The 20,698-nt window shown below is 68.0% G+C and carries 16 protein-coding genes; 13 read left to right on the forward strand and 3 right to left on the reverse strand.

All coding sequences use genetic code 11. The features are described 5' to 3' along the window. Positions 1–391 precede the first annotated feature (391 nt). The 10 genes from U4Z31_RS06330 to U4Z31_RS06375 all read left to right on the forward strand — a co-directional run bounded on the left by U4Z31_RS06330 (position 392) and on the right by U4Z31_RS06375 (position 13,311). A complete protein-coding gene (locus U4Z31_RS06330; RefSeq protein WP_124523262.1) occupies positions 392–1,765 on the forward strand; it encodes an undecaprenyl-phosphate glucose phosphotransferase in 1,374 nt (457 codons plus the stop codon). 67 nt (positions 1,766–1,832) lie between these two features. After that, positions 1,833–3,248: a UDP-glucose/GDP-mannose dehydrogenase family protein gene (locus U4Z31_RS06335; protein WP_321809764.1), complete on the forward strand. Its 1,416-nt coding sequence runs from the start codon at positions 1,833–1,835 to the stop codon at positions 3,246–3,248. A gap of 40 nt (positions 3,249–3,288) precedes the next feature. Continuing rightward, positions 3,289–3,732: a low molecular weight protein-tyrosine-phosphatase gene (locus U4Z31_RS06340; protein WP_124486461.1), complete on the forward strand. Its 444-nt coding sequence runs from the start codon at positions 3,289–3,291 to the stop codon at positions 3,730–3,732. Next, entirely contained in the window at positions 3,726–4,904 is a 1,179-nt protein-coding gene (locus tag U4Z31_RS06345; RefSeq protein ID WP_044846601.1) for a polysaccharide biosynthesis/export family protein, read from the forward strand. The genes U4Z31_RS06340 and U4Z31_RS06345 overlap by 7 nt, the downstream gene beginning before the upstream one ends. A 50-nt stretch (positions 4,905–4,954) precedes the next feature. After that, positions 4,955–7,180 carry a polysaccharide biosynthesis tyrosine autokinase gene (locus tag U4Z31_RS06350; RefSeq protein WP_044846600.1) on the forward strand — a complete coding sequence of 742 codons (2,226 nt, stop codon included), beginning with the start codon at positions 4,955–4,957 and terminating at the stop codon, positions 7,178–7,180. A 62-nt stretch (positions 7,181–7,242) separates the two neighbouring features. Then, positions 7,243–8,202, forward strand: a complete 960-nt coding sequence (locus tag U4Z31_RS06355; RefSeq protein WP_044846599.1) for a glycosyltransferase family 2 protein — start codon at positions 7,243–7,245, stop codon at positions 8,200–8,202. 148 nt (positions 8,203–8,350) lie between these two features. Beyond that, entirely contained in the window at positions 8,351–9,487 is a 1,137-nt protein-coding gene (locus U4Z31_RS06360) for a glycosyltransferase family 4 protein (RefSeq protein ID WP_321809765.1), read from the forward strand. Between the two features lie 10 nt (positions 9,488–9,497). Beyond that, positions 9,498–10,964 (forward strand): O-antigen ligase family protein, encoded by a 1,467-nt coding sequence (locus U4Z31_RS06365; RefSeq protein ID WP_124892038.1) that lies wholly within the window; start codon positions 9,498–9,500, stop codon positions 10,962–10,964. After that, positions 10,961–12,145 (forward strand): glycosyltransferase family 4 protein, encoded by a 1,185-nt coding sequence (locus tag U4Z31_RS06370; RefSeq protein WP_321809766.1) that lies wholly within the window; start codon positions 10,961–10,963, stop codon positions 12,143–12,145. The genes U4Z31_RS06365 and U4Z31_RS06370 overlap by 4 nt, the downstream gene beginning before the upstream one ends. Before the next feature lie 41 nt (positions 12,146–12,186). Next, positions 12,187–13,311 (forward strand): glycosyltransferase family 4 protein, encoded by a 1,125-nt coding sequence (locus tag U4Z31_RS06375; RefSeq protein WP_044846595.1) that lies wholly within the window; start codon positions 12,187–12,189, stop codon positions 13,309–13,311. Between the two features lie 417 nt (positions 13,312–13,728). Here the strand turns inward: U4Z31_RS06375 and U4Z31_RS06380 are convergent, their stop codons facing one another. Beyond that, a complete protein-coding gene (locus tag U4Z31_RS06380; RefSeq protein WP_124522640.1) occupies positions 13,729–14,496 on the reverse strand; it encodes an AraC family transcriptional regulator in 768 nt (255 codons plus the stop codon). A gap of 23 nt (positions 14,497–14,519) precedes the next feature. Then, positions 14,520–14,861 (reverse strand): FKBP-type peptidyl-prolyl cis-trans isomerase, encoded by a 342-nt coding sequence (locus U4Z31_RS06385; RefSeq protein WP_044846591.1) that lies wholly within the window; start codon positions 14,859–14,861, stop codon positions 14,520–14,522. Between the two features lie 601 nt (positions 14,862–15,462). Here U4Z31_RS06385 and U4Z31_RS06390 point away from each other — a divergent pair. Further along, positions 15,463–16,380, forward strand: coding sequence for a metal-dependent hydrolase (locus U4Z31_RS06390; RefSeq protein WP_321809767.1), 918 nt, complete (start codon positions 15,463–15,465; stop codon positions 16,378–16,380). A gap of 432 nt (positions 16,381–16,812) precedes the next feature. Continuing rightward, positions 16,813–18,285, forward strand: coding sequence for a sigma-54 dependent transcriptional regulator (locus U4Z31_RS06395; protein ID WP_044846589.1), 1,473 nt, complete (start codon positions 16,813–16,815; stop codon positions 18,283–18,285). A 976-nt stretch (positions 18,286–19,261) separates the two neighbouring features. Here the strand turns inward: U4Z31_RS06395 and U4Z31_RS06400 are convergent. After that, positions 19,262–20,044, reverse strand: coding sequence for an ABC transporter substrate-binding protein (locus U4Z31_RS06400; RefSeq protein WP_044846588.1), 783 nt, complete (start codon positions 20,042–20,044; stop codon positions 19,262–19,264). Between the two features lie 233 nt (positions 20,045–20,277). Here U4Z31_RS06400 and U4Z31_RS06405 point away from each other — a divergent pair, with 233 nt between their 5' ends. Continuing rightward, positions 20,278–20,697 (forward strand): MbcA/ParS/Xre antitoxin family protein, encoded by a 420-nt coding sequence (locus U4Z31_RS06405; RefSeq protein WP_044846587.1) that lies wholly within the window; start codon positions 20,278–20,280, stop codon positions 20,695–20,697. Position 20,698: the final 1 nt, after the last annotated feature.

Consider the following 20,698-nt stretch of genomic DNA (forward strand, 5'->3'; position numbering starts at 1 on the left):
TGTAGCATGAAGTAAATCGACAATAAAACCAGGCGCTTTGCAAGATATTCGTCGCGCACGTAGCCGGGAAAATTTTCCGCGATAGCATCCGATGCAAATAAAAAAATAAAAAATAATTCGGGTGAGCGCGCTGGAGCCCTTTCCCGTAAAGGGATGCCGGGAACCGTAAAGTTTCCTAAAAAATCCCGATTCGCGATCGATTCGGGAAAACGTGCCGAATTAATTCGCGAATGGCGCGGCAAGAATTTCCGATTATTTTTCGAAATACTTGTGCGCTTGAGAAGGGATTTTCTTACCGCTTCAATAGCGTCATGCAACGTTTGAATCGAAGGTGCGGCACGGGCTGCACGAGGAGCTGTTCGGCAAACGCCTGTTCAAAGAGGAAGCGGACATGTTGAGCGTGCTGGCGAGAGTCATCGATATCGCGATGGTCGTGTTGGGGGCGTTGATCGCCGCCGCGCTGCACGGCGGCAGCATCTGGCTCAACGACCTGCAGCGCACGACGGTGCTGTTCGACTGCCTGCTGGTGGTCGTGTTCTTTCCGGCCATCGGCATCTACCAGTCGTGGCGCGGCAAGCGTCTCGTCGGGCTGGTGGGGCGCGTGGCGTTCGCGTGGCTGGTGGTCGAGCTCGCGGGCATCCTGATGAGCTTCAGCTTTCACCAGTCGGGCGACCTGTCGCGGCTGTGGCTGGGTTACTGGGCGGTCGTGACGATGGCGCTGCTCGCCGGCTCGAAGACCTGCGTGCACGTCGTGCTGCGACAACTGCGCCGCGGCGGCTACAACCTGAAGGCGGTCGCGATCGTCGGCGGCACGCCGGCGGCGCGGCGGCTGATCGCGCAGATGCGCTCGCGTCCGGAAGCGGGCTTCAACCCGGTGTGCGTATACGACGAAAGCGAAGCGCCGGGCGAAGTCGCGCTCGACGACGTGCGCATCGAGCGGCAGTTCGAATCGCTGGTGTGGCTGGTGCGCAGCCGCGCGATCAGCGAGCTGTGGCTCACGCTGCCGATCACGGAGGAGCGCCGGATTCACCAGATCGTGACGGTGTTCCGCCACGACTTCGTGAATATCCGTTTCATCCCGGACGTGCGCACGCTGTCGTTCTTCAACCAGGAAGTGGTCGAGGTGCTCGGCGTGCCGGCGATCAACCTCGCGGCGTCGCCGATCACCGACGTGCGGATCCTGCCGAAGTTCGTGTTCGACCGGCTGTTCGCGCTGGCGGCGCTCACGGCGCTCGCGCCGGTGATGGTGCTGATCGCGTGCCTGATCAAGCTCACGTCGCGCGGGCCGGTGTTCTTCCGCCAGAAGCGCAAGGGCATCGACGGGCACGAGTTCGAGATCTACAAGTTCCGCTCGATGAAAGTGCATCACGAAGTCGCGGGACAGGTCACGCAGGCGACCAAGAACGACACGCGCGTGACGCCGGTCGGGCGGTTCCTGCGCCGCACGAGCCTCGACGAACTGCCGCAGTTCATCAACGTGCTGAAGGGCGAGATGTCGGTCGTCGGCCCGCGGCCCCATGCGCTCGCGCACGACGACATCTACAAGGATCTGGTGAAGGGCTACATGTTCCGCTACCGGATCAAGCCGGGCATCACCGGCTGGGCGCAGATCAACGGCTTTCGCGGCGAGACCGACCAGATCGAGAAGATGATGGGACGCGTGAAGCTCGATCTGTACTACATGCAGAACTGGTCGTTCTGGCTCGACATCAAGATCGTCGTGCTGACGCTCTGGAAAGGCTTCACCGGCAGCAACGCTTACTGACGCGCAACGCGCGCGGACACCCCGGTTTCACGAATTTCGAATCATTGGTCACGAGGTCCGACACATCATGAATCTGACTATCATCGGCAGCGGTTACGTAGGTCTTGTCACCGGCGCCTGTCTCGCCGACATCGGGCACGACGTGTTCTGTCTCGACGTCGATCAGGCGAAGATCGACGTCCTGAACAACGGCGGCGTGCCGATCCACGAGCCGGGCCTCAAGGAAGTCATCGCGCGCAATCGCTCGGCCGGCCGCCTGCGCTTCTCGACCGACATCGAGGCCGCGGTCGCGCACGGCGACGTGCAGTTCATCGCGGTCGGCACGCCGCCCGACGAGGACGGCTCGGCCGACCTGCAGTACGTGCTCGCGGCGGCGCGCAACATCGGCCGCTATATGAAAGGCTTCAAGGTGATTGTCGACAAGTCGACGGTGCCGGTCGGCACGGCCGAGCGCGTGCGTGCGGCGGTCGCCGAGGAACTCGCGAAGCGCGGCGGCGACGCGCCGATGTTCTCGGTCGTGTCGAATCCGGAATTCCTGAAGGAAGGCGCGGCGGTCGACGATTTCACGCGGCCGGACCGCATCGTGATCGGCTGCGACGACGACGTGCCGGGCGAGCGCGCGCGCGAGCTGATGAAGAAGCTCTACGCGCCGTTCAACCGCAATCACGAGCGCACGCTGTACATGGACGTGCGCTCGGCCGAATTCACGAAATACGCGGCCAACGCGATGCTCGCGACGCGCATCTCGTTCATGAACGAGCTCGCGAACCTGGCCGACCGCTTCGGTGCCGACATCGAGGCCGTGCGCCGCGGGATCGGCTCCGATCCGCGCATCGGCTATCACTTCCTGTATGCGGGCTGCGGCTATGGCGGCTCGTGCTTCCCGAAGGACGTCGAGGCACTGATCCGCACCGCCGACGAGCACGGCCAGGCGCTGCAGATCCTGAAGGCCGTGTCGTCGGTGAACGCGACGCAAAAGCGCGTGCTGGCCGACAAGATCGTCGCGCGCTTCGGCGAGGACCTGACCGGCCGCACGTTCGCGATCTGGGGTCTCGCGTTCAAGCCGAACACCGACGACATGCGCGAAGCGCCGAGCCGCGAGCTGATCGCCGAGCTGCTGTCGCGCGGCGCGCGCATCGCGGCGTACGACCCGGTCGCGCAGCAGGAAGCGCGCCGCGTGCTCGCGCTCGATCTCGCGGATCACCCGAGCTGGCTCGAGCGCCTCAGCTTCGTCGACGACGAGGCGCAGGCCGCGCGCGACGCCGATGCGCTCGTGATCGTCACCGAATGGAAGGCATTCAAGAGCCCGGATTTCGTCGCGCTCGGCCGCCTGTGGAAGTCGCCGGTGATCTTCGACGGCCGCAACCTGTACGAGCCGGAGACGATGAGCGAGCAGGGCATCGAATACCACCCGATCGGCCGCCCCGGCTCGCGCCAGGCGGTTGCCGCCCGCGTGCCGGGCGCCGCGCGCGAGCGTGCCTGACCCGCGCGTCGCCGCTACCCGTCACCCGAATCGAGACGCCATGTTCCGGAACATCCTGATCGTCTGTCACGCGAACGTCTGCCGCAGCCCGGCGGCGGAACTGCTGTTCAAGTCGCACGCGGCGTCGCGTGGCGGCCCGCGCGTGACGTTCCATTCCGCCGGCGTGCGTGCCAACGACGGCGACGGCATCGATCCGGTGATGCGCCAACTTCTCGCCGAGCGCGGCGTCGATGCGACGACGCACCGTTCGCGGCGGCTGTCGCGCCGGATCGTGCGCGACGCCGACCTGATTCTCGTCAGCGAGCGCGAACAGATCAAGGCCGTCGAGGCGGTCGATCCGTTCGCGCGCGGCAAGGTCCACCTGCTGGGCAAGTGGGAGGACGCCGAGATCGCGGATCCGCATGGCGGCCCCGAGGCCGACTATCGCGAGAGCTACTCATTGATCGAACGTCTGGTTCAAGGATGGCTGCAAAAACTATGCTGAAACGTCCCATGCGCCCGCTGGCGCTCGCCGTCGCGATGACGACATTCCTGTCGGCCTGCGCGAGCGCGCCCGGCAACTATCTCGACTCGTCGAACCTGAAGGACGAAGGCCGGCAAGGGCAGGCCGAAACCTATCCGGTTCATTACATCGACGCGAAGCTGGTGATGGATCAGCTGCAGAAGCAGCAGGTCGAGCATCCGCTGCCGCCGGGCCGATACACCGATCCGTCGGAGTACGTGTACCGCGTCGGTCCGCAGGACATCCTCGGCGTCACGGTGTGGGATCACCCCGAGTTGACGACGCCGCAGGGCCAGTCGTTCTCGAGCGGCGGCAACACGACGCAGTCGGTCGCGGGCGCGCTGCAGCAGCCGTATACGACCGCGCTGCCGGGCCAGGCCGATCCATACGGCCAGACGGTCGCCGCCGACGGCACGATCTTCTTCCCGTTCGTCGGCCGCATCCGCGTGGCGGGCAAGACGGTCGCGCAGATCCGCGAGCAGATGGCATCGACCCTCGCGCGCTACGTGAAGAATCCGCAGCTCGACGTGCGCGTGCTGTCGTTCCGCAGCCAGAAGGTGCAGGTGACGGGCGAAGTGAAGCAGCCGGGCCCGCTCGCGGTGAGCGACGTGCCGCTGACGCTCGTCGACGCGATCTCGCGCTCGGGCGGCTCGACCAACGAGGCCGACCTGCAGCGCGTGCGCCTGACGCGCGACGGCAAGCTCTACACGCTCGACGCGAACGGCGTGCTCGATCGCGGCGAAGTGAAGCAGAACGTGATGCTGCAGCCGGGCGACATCGTCAACGTGCCGGACCGCAGCGACAGCCGCGTGTTCATCATGGGCGAGGTCAAGACGCCGGTCACCGTGCCGATGCTCAAGGGCAAGCTGACCATCGCCGATGCGCTGACGGCCGGCGGCGGCATCCTCGACACCGATGCGAACCCGCGCAAGATCTACGTGATGCGCGGGATGCGCGACAACCCGACGAAGCCGGAAGTGTTCCGCCTCGACATGACGCAGCCGGATGCGCTGATGCTGTCGAGCCGCTTCCCGCTCCAGCCGCTCGACGTCGTCTACGTCAGCACGGCCGGCTCGGTGCAGTTCAACCGTGTGCTGCAGCAGGTGCTGCCGACGATCCAGACGATCTTCTACATGCGGCAAATCACGCGCTGATAGCCCGCCGGGGCGGCGCCTGCCCCCCGGCACCACTCAAGCGGGAACGAATGGTGAACACGCAAGCGAAACACTCCTACGCGGATCTGACCGCGAAAACCGAGGAAGAGGACGTCGTCCTCGGCCAGCTGCTCCAGGTGCTCATGGACGACATCTGGCTGCTGCTCGGCATCGCGGTGACCGTCATCGCGATGGCCGGCCTGTACTGCTACATCGCGAAGCCGGTCTATCAGGCCGACGTGCACGTGCGGGTCGAGGGCAACGACAACACGTCGCAGGCGCTCACCCAGACGCAGACGGGCGCGATGATCAACAGCGGTCCGCAGCAGGCGCCGACCGAAGCGGAAATCGAGATCATCAAGAGCCGCGGCGTCGTCGCGCCGGTCGTCGAGCAGTTCAAGCTGAACTTCTCGGTCGCGCCGAAGACGCTGCCGGTGCTCGGCAGCCTGGCGGCGCGCGTCGCGACGCCGGGCGAACCGGCGCGTGCGTGGTTCGGCCTGCGCTCGTACGCATGGGGCGGCGAAGTCGCCGACATCGACACGATCAACGTCGTGCCCGCGCTCGAAGGCAAGAAGCTGACGCTGACGGCCGGCCCGAACGGCACCTACACGCTGGTCGACCAGAACGGCAACCGTCTTCTGTCGGGCCGTGTCGGCGAATCGGAGCAGGCAGGCGGCGTGACGCTGCTCGTGCAGAAGCTCGTCGCGCGTCCGGGCACGCAATTCACGGTGGTCCGCTACAACGATCTCGATGCGATCACCGGCTTCCAGTCGGGCATCCAGGTGTCCGAGCAGGGCAAGCAGACGGGCGTCGTCCAGATCTCGCTCGAAGGCAAGGACCCGGACCAGACCGCCGCGATCGCGAACGCGCTCGCGCAGTCGTACCTGAACCAGCACGTGATCGCGAAGCAGGCCGAAGCGACCAAGATGCTCGACTTCCTGAAGGGCGAGGAACCGCGCCTGAAGTCCGACCTCGAGCGCGCGGAAGCCGCACTGACGCAGTACCAGCGCACGTCCGGCTCGATCAACGCGAGCGACGAGGCGAAGGTCTACCTCGAAGGCAGCGTGCAGTACGAGCAGCAGATCGCCGCGCAGCGCCTGCAGCTCGCGTCGCTCGCGCAGCGCTTCACCGATTCGCACCCGATGGTGATCGCCGCGAAGCAGCAGCTCGCGGAACTGCAGGGCGAGAAGGACAAGTTCAGCAACCGCTTCCGCAGCCTGCCGGCCACCGAAGTGAAGGCCGTCCAGCTCCAGCGTGACGCGAAAGTGGCCGAGGACATCTACGTGCTGCTGCTGAACCGCGTGCAGGAACTGTCGGTGCAGAAGGCCGGCACGGGCGGCAACATCCACCTCGTCGATTCGGCGCTGCGCCCGGGCGATCCGGTCAAGCCGAAGAAGGTGCTGATCCTGTCGGCGGCGGTGTTCCTCGGGCTGATCCTCGGCACCGGCATCGTGTTCCTGCGCCGCAACCTGTTCCAGGGCATCGAGGATCCGGACCGCGTCGAGCGCACGTTCAACCTGCCGCTGTACGGGCTGGTGCCGCAAAGCGCCGAGCAGGTGAAGCTCGACGCCATGGCCGAGAAGGGCGGCGGCCGCGCGCGGCCGATCCTCGCGAGCCTGCGTCCGAAGGACCTGAGCGTCGAAAGCATGCGCAGCCTGCGCACCGCGATGCAGTTCGCGATGATGGACGCGAAGAACCGCGTGGTCGTGCTGACCGGCCCGACGCCGGGCATCGGCAAGAGCTTCCTGACGGTCAACCTCGCGGTGCTGCTCGCGCATTCCGGCAAGCGTGTGCTGCTGGTCGACGCCGACATGCGGCGCGGCATGCTCGACCGCTACTTCGGCCTCACCGCGCAGCCTGGCCTGTCCGAGCTGCTGAGCGACCAGTCGTCGCTCGAGGACGCGATCCGCGAGACGCCGGTGCAGGGCCTGTCGTTCATCTCGGCCGGCACGCGCCCGCCGAACCCGTCGGAACTGCTGATGTCGGCCCGTCTGCCGCAATACCTCGAAGGGCTCGGCAAGCGCTACGACGTCGTGCTGATCGACTCGCCGCCGGTGCTGGCGGTGACCGACGCGACCATCATCGGCCGCATGGCCGGCGCGACCTTCCTGGTGCTGCGCTCGGGCATGCATACCGAAGGCGAGATCGCCGACGCGATCAAGCGCCTGCGCACCGCGGGCGTCGATCTGGAAGGCGGGATCTTCAACGGCGTGCCGCCGAAGGCACGCGGCTACGGCCGCGGTTATGCGGCCGTCCACGAATACCTGAGCGCCTGACCGCATTGCACGAAACCGGGCCGGCGCGAGCCGCATCGGCCCGGCCGACTGGAGAACCTTCGATGAAAATTTCCGTGCTCGTTCCGACCTACCGGCGTCCCGCCGACCTCGCGCGCTGCCTGCTGGCGCTGCAGCGCCAGGCGCGGCTGCCCGACGAGGTGATCGTCGTCGCGCGCCCGGAGGACGATGCCACGCACGAGCGCCTCGCCGATCCGTCGGTCGGCGGCGCGCTGCCGCTGCGGATCGTGCCGGTCGACGTGCCGGGGCAGGTCGCCGCGCTGAACAAGGGGCTCGACTCGGCGCACGGCGATATCGTCGCGATCACCGACGACGACGCGGCGCCGCACGCCGACTGGCTCGCGCGCATCGAGGCCGTGTTCCTCGCCGACCCGCGCGTCGGCGCGGTGGGCGGCCGCGACTGGGTGCACGAGAAGGGCCGCGTGCTCGACGAATCGCGCGAACTCGTCGGCCAGCTCACGCTGTCCGGCAAGATCGTCGGCAACCATCACCTGGGCGTCGGCGGCGCGCGCGAAGTCGACATGCTCAAGGGCGCGAACATGAGCTACCGCCGCGCCGCGATCGAGCGGCTGCGCTTCGACACGCGGCTGCGCGGCGCCGGTGCGCAGGTGCACAACGACATGGGTTTCAGCATGCACGTGCAGCGCGACGGCTGGAAGCTCGTCTACGACCCGGCGATCGCGGTCGACCATTTTCCGGCCGAGCGTTTCGACGACGACCGGCGCGACGCCGCGTCGCTGAATGCGATCAGCAACGGCGCGTACAACCTGCACCTGATCCTGCGCGAGCATCTGCCGCCGCTGCGGCGCGAGATCGCGTGGTGGTGGTGGACGCTGGTCGGCACGCGCGTCTACCCGGGTTTCGCGCACGTGCTGCTGTCGCTGCACACCGCGCGGCGCGACCGCGTGCGCGACCACTGGCGCGCGGTGCGCCGCGGCGCGCGCGAGGCGCGCCGCGCGAATCTTGCCCCCCACCGTGCGGCGATGCCGCCGGTGACGTCTTGATCGGGCCGCGCGCACGATGCACGGCCACCCGCGAAGGGCATGAAATGGTCCGACTCCCGCGCTCACTTGATTCGCTTGGAGGGGCGCAGCCCCTCCAGTTCCCTGAAGCTTGCCCGTCGGTGCATCCGACGGCCCGGCGGAGGCTGACATGACTTCGACGAAGGTTCACGTTCACCTGTTTTACGGTGCCGATCCGCGTACCTATCGGCAAGGCGAGAACATCGGCTGCCTGTACGGCTATCACCACGCGGAATCCGACGAATTCCGGCTGACCTATTCGCAGGACCGCCGCGAGAACCGCGTCGCGAGCCTCGCGCGCCGCGCGCTGAAGGCGGCGCTCGGCTTCGACGTCGTGCACGCGTGGCGCAATCGCGCCGCGCTGCTGAGCACGGACGTGATCTGGACGCACACCGAGCAGGAGCACCTCGCCGCCGCGCTGGTCCTGAAGCTCGCCGGCGCGCAGGGCAAGCGCCCGCTGCTGCTCGCGCAGAGCGTGTGGCTGTTCGACAAGTGGAACACGTTCGGCGGCCCGCGCCGCTGGCTGTACCGCAAGCTGCTCGCGCGCGCCGACGCGCTGACGACGCTCGCCCGCGACAACGCCGAGCTGTGCCGCCGCTATCTCGGGCGCGAAGCCGAGTTCGTCTACTACGGGCTGAACACGCAGGACTTCCCGCCGGCCGAACCGCAGCAATGGAAGCCGAACCGGCCGCTGCGGATCGCCGCGATCGGCAACGACCGCGACCGCGACTGGCGCACGTTCCTCGCCGCGTTCGGCGGCGACGAGCGCTACGACGTGCGGCTCGCGACGCGCCGCCGCGTGCCGCGCGAGTGGCATGCGCCGAACGTGAAGATCGGCTCGGCATCGGGCCTCGCGAAGCAGCACGAGCTGTACGCATGGGCCGACGTGATCGTCGTGCCGCTGCGGCCGAACTTCCATGCGTCGGGCATCACCGTGATGCTCGAGGCGGCGGCGGTCGGCAAGCCGATGATCGTGTCCGACGTGGGCGGCCTCAGCGACTACTTCCCGCACGACACGGCCGCCTACGTGCCGGCGTTCGACGCAGCGGCGATGCGCCAGGCCGCAGATCGCTTCGTGGCCGATCCGGCCGCCGCGCTCGAATGCGCGCGTGCCGCGGCCGCGTGCCTGCGCGAGCGCGACCTGACCACGCAGGCGTTCGCCGAGCAGCACGTGCGGATCACGCGCGACCTGCTGCGCCGGCGTCGCACGCCGGCGACCGCCGGTCTCGCGATGCCGCTCGCTGATTCGCGCCCGTCGTCGCGGTGAGAGCGGATCGATGAGTACGATTGCCGCCGAACGCGCACCGTCGCGCAACCGCAGCCGGTTACCCGAACCGAAGCACTGGGTCGGGCAGGCCGGGCTGTGGACGTTGACCGCCGCGCTGATCGCCATTCACCAGGGCAAGGTGCTGACGCTCGCGTTTCCGGTGCTGGCGATCGCGGTCGGCATCTGGCTGTATTTCAAGAGCCCGGCGCGCTACGTCGGCTTCATGTGGTGGGTGTGGTTCCTGAGCCCCGAAGTGCGGCGTCTCGCCGACTGGTCGAAGGGCGCGTTCACGCCGACGAGCCTGATCCAGGTCGCGCCGCTCGCGGTGACGATGATCGCTGGCTTGGGGCTGCTCAGGCATTACCGCGTGCTCGCCCAGCGGCGCGGGATTCCCGTGCTGCTGATGCTGTTCGGGCTGACGTACGCGTACCTCGTCGGGATCGTGTCGAGCGGCGTGATGGCCGCGACCTACGACCTCGCGAACTGGGTGTACCCGGTGCTGATCGGCTTTCACATCATGGTCAACGCGCGCGACTATCCCGAGTACCGCGACGTGCTGCTGTCCACGTTCATGTGGGGCATGCTCGTGATGGGCGTGTACGGGGTCGTGCAGTACTTCGTGATGCCGCAGTGGGACGTGCTCTGGATGATCGGCTCGGACATGGGTTCGCAGGGCGAGCCGGTGCCGTACGGCGTGCGGGTCTTCAGCACGATGAACTCGTCGGGGCCGTTCGCGTTCGCGATCATGGGCGCGCTGGTGTTCGTGTTCGCGGCGCCGCAGAAGGTCCGCTGGTTCGCGGGCGCCGCCGGCTTCGTGTCGTTCGCGCTGTGTCTCGTGCGCTCGACCTGGGGCGGCTGGGTGATCGCGCTGGCGATCCAGCTCGTGCAGTCGAGCAACCGCGTGCGGATGCGGATCCTGATCAGCGGGGTCGTGCTGGTCGGGCTGTGCGTGCCGCTCCTGACCGTCGGGCCGGTGGCCGACCGGCTCGGCGCGCGCTTGCAGTCGATCACGAACCTGAAGGACGACCGCAGCTACGACGACCGCAACAAGTTCTACGCAACCTTCGCGCAAACGGCGTTCACCGACGTCGCCGGCGAAGGGATGGGCGCGACCGGCGCGTCCACCAAGCTGTCGAGCGACAGCGGCGAGCTCGGCAAGTACGGCAGCTTCGACAGCGGCGTGATGAACGTGCCGTTCGTGCTCGGCTGGCCCGGCACGCTGCTGTACCTGTCGGGTGTCGTGATGCTGCTCGCCCGCACGCTGCGCGCGGCGTTCAAGCTGCGCAAGGACAAGTTCGTCGGCGCATGCCTTAGCCTGTGCCTGTCGGTGTTCGCGATGCTCGTGTTCACGAACTCGCTGATCGGCACGGGCGGCCTGCTGCTGTTCACGGCCATTTTTTCCATACTATCCGCGGCGCACTGGCAAAAGGCACAGCGCCTGCTGGCCGCCGCGCGTTCACGGGGAGGCGACCATTGAGAATCGCGATCGTCACGCACGTCGTGCGACATAACGACGGGCAGGGCCGCGTCAATTACGAAATCGCGCGCGCGGCGCTGGCAGAACACTACGAGGTCACGCTGGTCGCGTCGCACGTCGCGCCCGAACTGCTGGCCGATCCGCGCGTGCGCTGGGTGCCGGTCAAGGTCGGCGGCTTCTGGCCGTCGAATCTCGTCAAGCAGCAGGTGTTCGCGCTCAAGAGCGCGGCCTGGCTGCGCGCGCATCGCGGCGAATACGACGTGCTGCACGTGAACGGCTTCATCTCGTGGATCAAGGCCGACGTGAACACCGCGCACTTCGTGCACGGCGGCTGGTTCAAGAGTCCGTACTATCCGTTCGGCCCGACGAAGGGGCTGTGGTCGGCGTACCAGTACGTCTATACGCGCGTGAATACGGCGCTCGAGCGCTGGGCGTACCGGCGTTCGCGCGCGATCACGGCCGTGTCGCAGAAGGTGGCCGACGAGATCGCCGGGCTCGGCATCGACAGCCGCAAGATCAGCGTGATCTACAACGGCGTCGACGGCAGCGCGTTCGCGGGCGCGCAGGCCGATCGCGCGGCGTTCAAGCTGCCGGACGACGCGTTCATGCTGCTGTTCGTCGGCGACCTGCGCACGCCGCGCAAGAACCTCGGCACCGTGCTGAAGGCGCTGACGAAGCTGCCGGCGAACGTCCATCTCGCGGTGGCCGGCTATCTGCCCGGCAGCCCGTATCCGGACGAGGCGCGCGCGCTCGGCATCGCGTCGCGCGTGCATTTCCTCGGGCTCGTGAAGAACATGCCGACGCTGATGCGCTCGGTCGACGCGTATGTGTTTCCTTCGCGCTACGAAGCGATGAGCCTGTCGCTGCTGGAAGCGATGGCGGCCGGGCTGCCGGTCGTCACCGCGCGCACCGCCGGCGGCGCGGAGATCATCACGCGCGATTGCGGGATCGTGCTGGAAGACCCGGACGATCCGGCCGCGCTCGCGCAGGCGATCGGCGCGCTCGCGGCGTCGCGCGACACCTGTCGCGCGATGGGCGACGCGGCCCGCGAACTGATGACCCGTTTCGGCTGGGCCCACATGGGCGCCCAGTACGTCGCGCTTTACCGGCGCATCGGCCAACCCACGCAGCCGTCCGCCTTCGAGCGGGTCGAGCATGCAATCACGCAGGAGCAACCGTGACGTCTCAATCTTCCCGGCCGATCAAATCGTTGCAAATCGGCATGCACTGGTTCCCCGAACGTGCGGGCGGCCTCGACCGGATGTACTACTCGCTCGTCGGCGCGCTGCCGGGCGCGGGCGTCGCGGTGCGCGGGCTCGTCGCCGGCTCGCCGAAGGTCGCCGACGACACGGGCGGTGCGATCCAGGGCTTCGGACCTGCGTCGCAGCCGCTCGCGCGCCGCATGCTCGCCGCGCGCCGCGCGCTGCGCGACGAGATCCGCAGCGAGCGGCCGGACGTGATTTCGTCGCACTTCGCGCTGTACACGTTCCCGGGGCTCGACGTCACGCGCGGGATTCCGCAGGTGTCGCACTTCCAGGGGCCGTGGGCCGACGAAAGCCAGGTCGAGGGCGCCGCATCGCTCGGGCAGCGCGCGAAGCGCTATCTCGAACAGGCCGTCTATACGCGCTCGTCGCGCCTGATCGTGCTGTCGCAGGCATTCGGCCAGATCCTGACGAACCGCTACGGGATCGATCCGTCGCGCGTGCGCGTGATTCCCGGCTGCGTCGATACCGCGCAGTTCGACACGCCGCTCACGCCGGCCGAGGCGCGGCACAAGCTGCAACTGCCGCAGGACCGGCCGATCGTGCTGGCCGTGCGCCGGCTCGTGCGGCGCATGGGGCTGGAAGACCTGATCGACGCGATCGGCCTCGTCAAGCAACGTCACCCGGACGTGCTGCTGCTGATCGCCGGCAAGGGCAAGATCGGCGAGGAACTGCAGCAGCGCATCGACGAAGCCGGGCTGCAGGACAACGTGAAGCTGCTCGGTTTCGTGCCCGACAACCATCTCGCGGCGCTGTACCGCGCGGCGACGGTCAGCGTCGTGCCGACCGTCGCGCTCGAAGGCTTCGGGCTGATCACCGTCGAATCGCTCGCGTCCGGCACGCCGGTGCTGGTCACGCCGGTCGGCGGGCTGCCGGAGGCGGTCGCCGGGCTGTCCAACGATCTCGTGCTGCCGTCGACGGGCGCGGATGCGATCGCGGAAGGGCTCGGCGGCGCGCTGTCGGGCGCGATCGCGTTGCCGGACGAAGCGGCGTGCAAGCGCTACGCGCGCGACCATTTCGACAACGCGGTGATCGCGCGACGCGTCGCCGGCGTGTACGAAGAGGCGATCCAGGCGGCGGGGTAAGCGAACGCGACGCGTCGTCGCGACGGTCGAGCCGGCATACACGTCCGGTTCGCAGGCCGGCCGCCCGATCCGGGCGAGCCGGCTTTTGTCGTTCGAAGCCGGGCATGCGGCGGCTCGCGCTCCGGGCTCGACACGCGTCGTTCAGGCACGCCCGAGCGTCACGGCCCATACGCCGAACGCGGCCACGCTGACCGCCGCGCCAAGCCCGGGGGCGAGGCGAACCTGACGGGCGGGGTGATACGGGCGTGATGACCCCGGACGCCGTGCGACGCAAGGACCGTGCTTTACCGGTGCGCGGCGTCGCCTGTATATGCGTCACGATGACAACGCCTGTCGAAAACCATCCGGCCATGACGCATGGGCGCGATCGGCGCAATCGCGTTCGCTATTGCAGGAAAACGGGTGGCGTCTGGCCGCTCAGTGCCGTTCGCCGCGCCAGCGCCCCGGCGCGACGCCGAAGCGCTTCGTGAACGCGTGCGTGAAGGTGCTCTGGTCGGCGAAGCCGACCATGCCGGCGATGTCGACGAGCGGATGGCGGCCGTCGGCGAGCAGCACGACGGCGGCGTCGAGCCGCAGCCGCTGCAGGTAGCGATGCGGGGTTTCGCCGAACGCGTCGACGAACAGTTGGTGAAACCGGCGCATCCCGTAGCCGCAGTGCGCGGCGAGATCGGCGATGCGCAGCGGCTCCGCGAGCCGCGCGCGCAGCCAGCGGTCGATGCGCGCGAAATCCAGGCCTGCCGCGGGCGCGGCGAGGCTGGCGTCGCCGAGCAGCGCGTCGCACAGACGCGCGGCGGCCTGCCACTGGAAGCGATGCGCGTGCCGCGTGTCGCCGGCCGGGCCGTCGAGCTGCGCGGCCGCTGTCGCGACCTGCGCGACGAGCGACGTCAGCGCCGGGTCGATCGACACGGCACGCGCGCTGTCGAACAGCCGCTGCGGCACCGCGAGCGACGCGGCGGGCAGGTCGAGCACGAGCTGCCGATTGTCGCCGAGGCCCGCGTAATCGTGGCGCGAGCCGGCCGGAATCAGCCAGGCCGCGTGCCGGTCGATGCGCTGGCCGACGCCGTCCACCGCCATCACCATCGCGCCGTCGACGCCGAGCACGACCTGGTGAAAGTCGTGCACGTCGGACGCTTCGCACGTGTCGTAACGGCGCAGCGCGATGGCGGGAGACGGGATGCGTTCCATCGGAAGGACGTCGGCCGGCGTCGTCAGACGGCGAGCAGTTCGACTTCGAACACGAGCGTCGCGTTCGGCGGGATCACGCCGCCTGCACCGCGCGGGCCGTAGCCGAGTTGCGGCGGGATCGTCAGGCGACGCACGCCGCCGACCTTCATGCCTTGCACGCCTTCGTCCCAGCCCTTGATGACCATGCCGCCGCCGAGCACGAACGCGAACGGGTCGTTGCGGTCCTTGCTCGAGTCGAATTTCTGACCGTCGGTCAGCCAGCCCGTGTAGTGGACGCTGACGGTCTGGCCGGCTTGCGCTTCCGCGCCGGTGCCTTCGGTCAGCTCTTCGATTTTGAGGCCCGATGCGGTCGTGGTGACAGACATGACTTCTCCTGAAAGGGGTTGGGTGAAACCGCTATTGTAGGCGAGCGCGCAGGGGGCCGCCGCAGGCGGCGAGGGCACGGCCGCGTGCCTGTCGCGCGCCGGTCGCGGCGGCGCTCACGCATCTCGTGCGACACGCGAATGGAACGCATGTTTGAATCGTTCGCGGGCCGGCTCGAAGGAGTTGCACCATGCGAACGCCGCACGCGTATGAATCGGCGCTATCCGGCCGCTCGGCGTCGCGTTGATAAACCGCCGCGCGACGCCGCAAAACGCCCGTCGCGCGGGGCTTGCGCGCCGATTGTGATTCGCGCGCGCGTCGCCCGCCTGCCGGTTATGCGCGGTTGCGCGCGTTCGAATCGCGACCCGCCCGAATGCCGCCCGAACGCCGCTTTTGTCGCGTTGCCGACCGTGCCCTGTTTGGAAGCGCGCATCTACCGCGCGGCTTGCGCGCGGCGTTCGCCGGCGCCTATCTTTACAGCTATCGATGTCAAGATCCGGGCGTTGCGCGATGCGCTGCCCGGGCCCGCGCCGGTACGGTCGCAATGGCCGCAACGGCCGCAACGGCCGGCCGGGCCGCCCGGAAACAAGGAGAACGACGAACATGAAGTCAGCCGCTTCCGCCACCGCAGCCGAGGTGATGCCGGTGCGCCGCGACCTGCGCTTCGACCTGCCGGTCGAACGCGCGAAGGACTGGCACGGGCTCGGCCCGCACGTGACGCACTTCTTCAACGCGCTGTCGCTGCTGTTTCCCGCCGGCGAACGATTCTTCATGGATTCCGTGCGCCACTATCGCGACCGGATCGACGATCCGGTGCTGAAGCGGCAGGTGCTCGGCTTCATCGGGCAGGAGGCGATGCATACGCGCGAGCACGTCGAATACAACGAGCTGATGCAGGCGAACCGCCTGCCCGCGCGCAAGCTCGACAAGCGCATCTGGACCGTGCTCGGTTACATGAAGCGCAAGCTGCCGCATTCGGTGCAGCTCGCGCATACGGTCGCCGCCGAGCACTACACGGCCATGCTCGCCGACTGGCTGCTGCGCGATCCGACGCGCCTCGAAGGCTCGGTCGACGGCTACCGTCAGATGTGGGTGTGGCACGCGCTCGAGGAAACCGAGCACAAGGCCGTGTCGTTCGACGTCTGGAACGTCGCGATGAAGCCGGGCCCGCGCCGTTATCTGATCCGCCTCGGCGTCTACCTGCTGACGACGCTGACGTTCTGGCCGACCGTGTTCCTGCTGCACGTGACGCTGTTGTCGCGCGATCGCGACATCGAGCATCGCGTGCGCGGCATGCTGCGCATGCTCGCGTTCCTGTACGGGCCGCGTCGTGGGCTGTTTCCGCGGATCGCGGGCGAGTGGCTGAGCTTTTTCCGGCCCGGCTTCCACCCGTGGGACCGCGACAACCGCCATCACCTCGCGCGGGTCGACGCGCTCGTCGCCGCGTACGGCGAACACGACGGCGCGTCGGCCGGCCGTGGTCGCGCCAACGCGCTCGCGCCGCTCGCATCGGGACGCTGACCCGCTCGCCGCGCTGCGCGTGTTGCATTCCTGCATCATCCCCGTTTTATCCGACGATTGACCGGCATCAAGCGGAAACGGTTGCGGGTACCGGGCCGGTGCGGCCGACCGGACGTGCCGGCCCGTGACGCCGGTCCGATCCCGTGTGCCCGGCCTCGCGTGCCGTCCCCGCGCGCCAGCACCGGCGCGGCGTCGGGTGTTCGCGATTGGTCCGGCCTCGCTTCGCGCCCGCCGCGCCACCGGGATAACACCCATCTAGCCGCGCGTCGGCGGCGTCGATATACCGTTCATGAAAGGGTTCGCCCGGCACGCGATTATTCCCCGGGGGGATTTTATTCGGACGAAAATGCGGCCAATATGTCGGTTCGATCGACGTCCGTCGGACGCGGCGGCGAGCCAGCGCACGATACCAACGCCAAGCGGGGAACAACGATGGTTGCAAGGTCACCCGACGCAAGCGGGACGGCGGCGTCCGAGACGCCGCTCGTATCCGTCACCGCTCCCGAGGCCGGACGCAAGCTGTTCGTGATCATGCGTTCGCCGGACGAGCCGTTGCTGGCGCAACTGCGCGGGCTCGGCTGGGATATCTCGGTCGCGAAGACGGCCGGCGCCGCGCAGAACATGACGTCCGGCGTGAACGTCGCCGCCGGGCTCATCGATTTCTCGGGCTTCACGTCGCGCGACTATCCCGCGCTGAAGGCGTGCCTGAGCCAGCCGGCGATCGGCTGGATTTCCATCGCGCAGGCCGGCATCACGATCGGCGCTGCCGTGCGCGAACTGATCCGCAGCTATTGTTTCGATTACGTGACGCTGCCGCTGCCGTACGAATGGATTTCGCACGTGCTCGGCCACGCGCGCGGGATGGCCGCGCTCGATCGCGTCGACGGCGCGGCATACGCGGCATCGATCGGCGAGCACGGGATGATCGGCAACTGCGAAGCGATGCAGCAGCTGTTCAGCACGATCCGCAAGGTCGCGAAAACCGACGCGAGCGTGTTCATCTCCGGGGAGTCGGGCACCGGCAAGGAGCTGACGGCGCTCGCGATCCACGAGCGCTCGGCACGCGGCAAGGGGCCGTTCGTCGCGATCAACTGCGGCGCGATCCCGCATCACCTGCTGCAGTCGGAACTGTTCGGCTACGAGCGCGGCGCGTTCACCGGCGCGAACCAGCGGCGCGCGGGCCGGATCGAATCGGCGAACGGCGGCACGCTGTTTCTCGATGAAATCGGCGACATGCCGGTCGAAAGCCAGGCGAGCCTGCTGCGTTTCCTGCAGGAAGGGAAGATCGAGCGGCTCGGCGGCCAGGAATCGATTCCGGTCGACGTGCGGATCATCTCGGCGACGCACGTGGACCTCGACGGCGCGGTCGAAGCCGGCCGCTTCCGCGCGGACCTCTATCACCGGCTCTGCGTGCTGCGCATTCACGAGCCGCCGCTGCGCGCGCGGGGCAAGGACATCGACATCCTCGCGCATTACGTGCTGCAGAAATTCAAGGGCGACAGCGGGCGCAAGATCAGCGGCTTCACGTCGGCCGCGCTCGACGCGATGCGCCGCTACGAGTGGCCCGGCAACGTGCGCGAGCTGATCAACCGGGTGCGCCGCGCGATCGTGATGGCCGAGAGCCGGCTGCTGACGCCGCACGATCTCGGGCTCGAGGTTCCGGGTGAAACGGAGCCCGTGACCCTCGAGCAGGCGCGTTCGCTCGCCGAGCGCGTCGCGATCGAGAACGCGCTGCTGCGCAACGATCACCGGATCAACAAGGCCGCCGCCGAACTCGGCATCTCGCGCGTGACGCTGTACCGGATGATGATCGAGCACGGACTCAACGACCACGACAACTCCGGCGACAACGGCGGGAAGGACGGCTCGCCGCCCGACGACGCCGACCACCAGCGAGTCGGCTGAAGGCGGCCCGGAAGCGTCCGCGGCCGGTCCGTGCGCGGGCGTCCGGCGGCATGTAAAGGGCGTGAAACGTTTCCTGCCGACGGCTGTGTAAAAAGCCCCGGCAAACGCGGGCGGCGACGCGCGGCCCGCGCCGGGAAAATTTTCCGGCTCGTCCGTGCGCCTTGTCCGGCAAGGCGTTGCCGCCACGCGACCGGGGCCGCTCGCGCCCGGCATGTTTCAGTTTCGCAACGTCCGGCATGTCCCGCCCGTCCGGGCCGCACACTGGTCCGATGAAAGGCTTGTGCCGCCGGCCCCGAACGAAGCTGGCGCGCTCCTTGCACAGGTTGGTGTGCGAGAGTCGACGACGCGTCGTCCGGCCGGTTCGGCAGCGAACCATTCGAGAACCGGCCAGGACGCAGTCCGCGGGGATGACGGCCGGACGGGCAGCATGGCCCCGCTCCGGGCGGCATGGGCCGTCGTCGTCGGATCGTCGGAGCACCGGCGGTGTCCGGTTGCCGGCACAAGCAACGACTCGAATACGGGGTAGAAAAATGAACGATCTCAACACGCCGCGGCCGGCAGGCCGCGATCGCAGTGATTCGACCCATCGCCGGTCGACCGCGCACCTTGCTGCCGGCCGGCACGCGTCGACAGGCCACCTCTCCGCGCCCGGTGCGAGGCGGATCCGGCTGATACCCGGTCATCCGCGCCGGGCCGGTGCTTTCCCGCTCGCCAATCCGGTCCGCATGGGGATGTGCACGCGGGCGCCGATACCCCGGCGCCCGGTCTTCGCTTATTGACGACGTCGAGCGCCTGCGGTCGCCAGCGCAGGCGATCCGTTTGCCATGCGAATGACGTGCGGCATCCGGTTGCGCGATACGGACGATGAAACCGGTGCGACGGCGGACGTCAGGGAGGCGTCGCCGTCCGGCGAGCAGGGGAGGGGCGGTCGGGCCGCGCGCGACGGGCATCGCACCCGTGCGCGCGCGGTGCCGCTTCAGCCGCCGTAGATGTCGAAGTCGAAGTACTTCGACGCGAGCCGCTTGTAGGTGCCGTCCTTGACCATGTCGAGGATCGCGCGATCGATCTTCGCCTTCAGGTCGGCGTCTTCCTTGCGCAGCCCGATACCGGCGCCGATGCCGAGCACCTTCTCGTCGACGAGTTCGGGCCCGACGAACTGGTAGCCCGCGCCGCGCGGCGACTTCAGGAACCCGATCGCGGCCTGCACCTCGTCCTGCAGCGCGGCGTCGAGGCGGCCCGACGTCAGGTCCGCGTACACGCCGTCCTGGTTCTGGTACGACACGACGTTCGCACCCTGCTTCGCCCAGTACGCCTTCGCATACGCTTCCTGCGTCGTGCCCTGTTCGACGCCGATCGACTTGCCCTTCAGCGATTCGGCCGTCGGCAGCAGCGGCGAGCCCTTCTTCACGACGAGCCGCGTCGGCTGGTTGTAGATCTTCGTCGTGAAGCCGATCTGTTCCGCACGCTGCGGCGTGATCGACATCGACGACAGCACCGCGTCGAACTTCTTCGCCTTCAGCGCCGGGATCATCCCGTCGAAATCGTTCTCGAGCCACACGCATTTCGCCTTCAGCCGTGCGCAGATCTCGTTGCCTAGGTCGATGTCGAAGCCGACGAGCTTGCCGTCGGGCGCCTTCGATTCGAACGGCGCGTAGCTGGCGTCGGTGCCGAAGCGCAGCGTGGTCCAGTCCTTCGCGACGGCGGGGCCTGCCGATACCGCGAGCAGGGCGATCGAAACGGCGGCAATCAGTCTCTTCATGGTGGTTCCTTGGCGTGGTCTATCCGGTTCTGGGCGACACGGTTGCTGCTGGGACGCACCGCGTCCCGGTGCGCTGTCCGCACGGACATTAACGCAGAAAATAAAATCGCAGTCCAGAATGGACAAAAAATATCGATCCTTCGGGAGGAATGCGGGTACGTCGGGGGACGACCCTTGCAAAAATACGAAAATGGACTAATCTTGTTAGTAAATTCGTTTCGAGACTAACGATCATGTCACAGCCCGCCTTCGATCCGCATTCCGCCCCGCGGCAGGCTTCGGTCGCGCAGATGTCGGCGGCCGGCTTGCGCGCGTTCTTCAACATCGCGCGCGACTGGGAGCTGACGATCGACGAACAGATCGTCCTGCTCGGCTCGCCCGGCCGCTCGACGTTCTTCAAGTGGAAGGCCTCGCCCGAATCGGCGCGCCTGCCGCGCGATACGCTCGAGCGGCTATCGCTGCTGCTCGGCATCTACAAGGCGCTGCAGATCCTGCTGCCGCAGCCGGCCGCGGCCGACACCTGGGTCAAGCGGCCGAACGACGCCGCGCCGTTCGGCGGCAAGCGCGCGCTCGACCGGATGCTCGCCGGCAACGTCGGCGACCTGGTCGCCGTCCGTCAATATCTCGACGCGATGCGGGGTGGCTGGGCGTGAC

The organism is Burkholderia sp. BCC1985, assembly GCF_905339915.1.
Classification (GTDB): Bacteria; Pseudomonadota; Gammaproteobacteria; order Burkholderiales; family Burkholderiaceae; genus Burkholderia.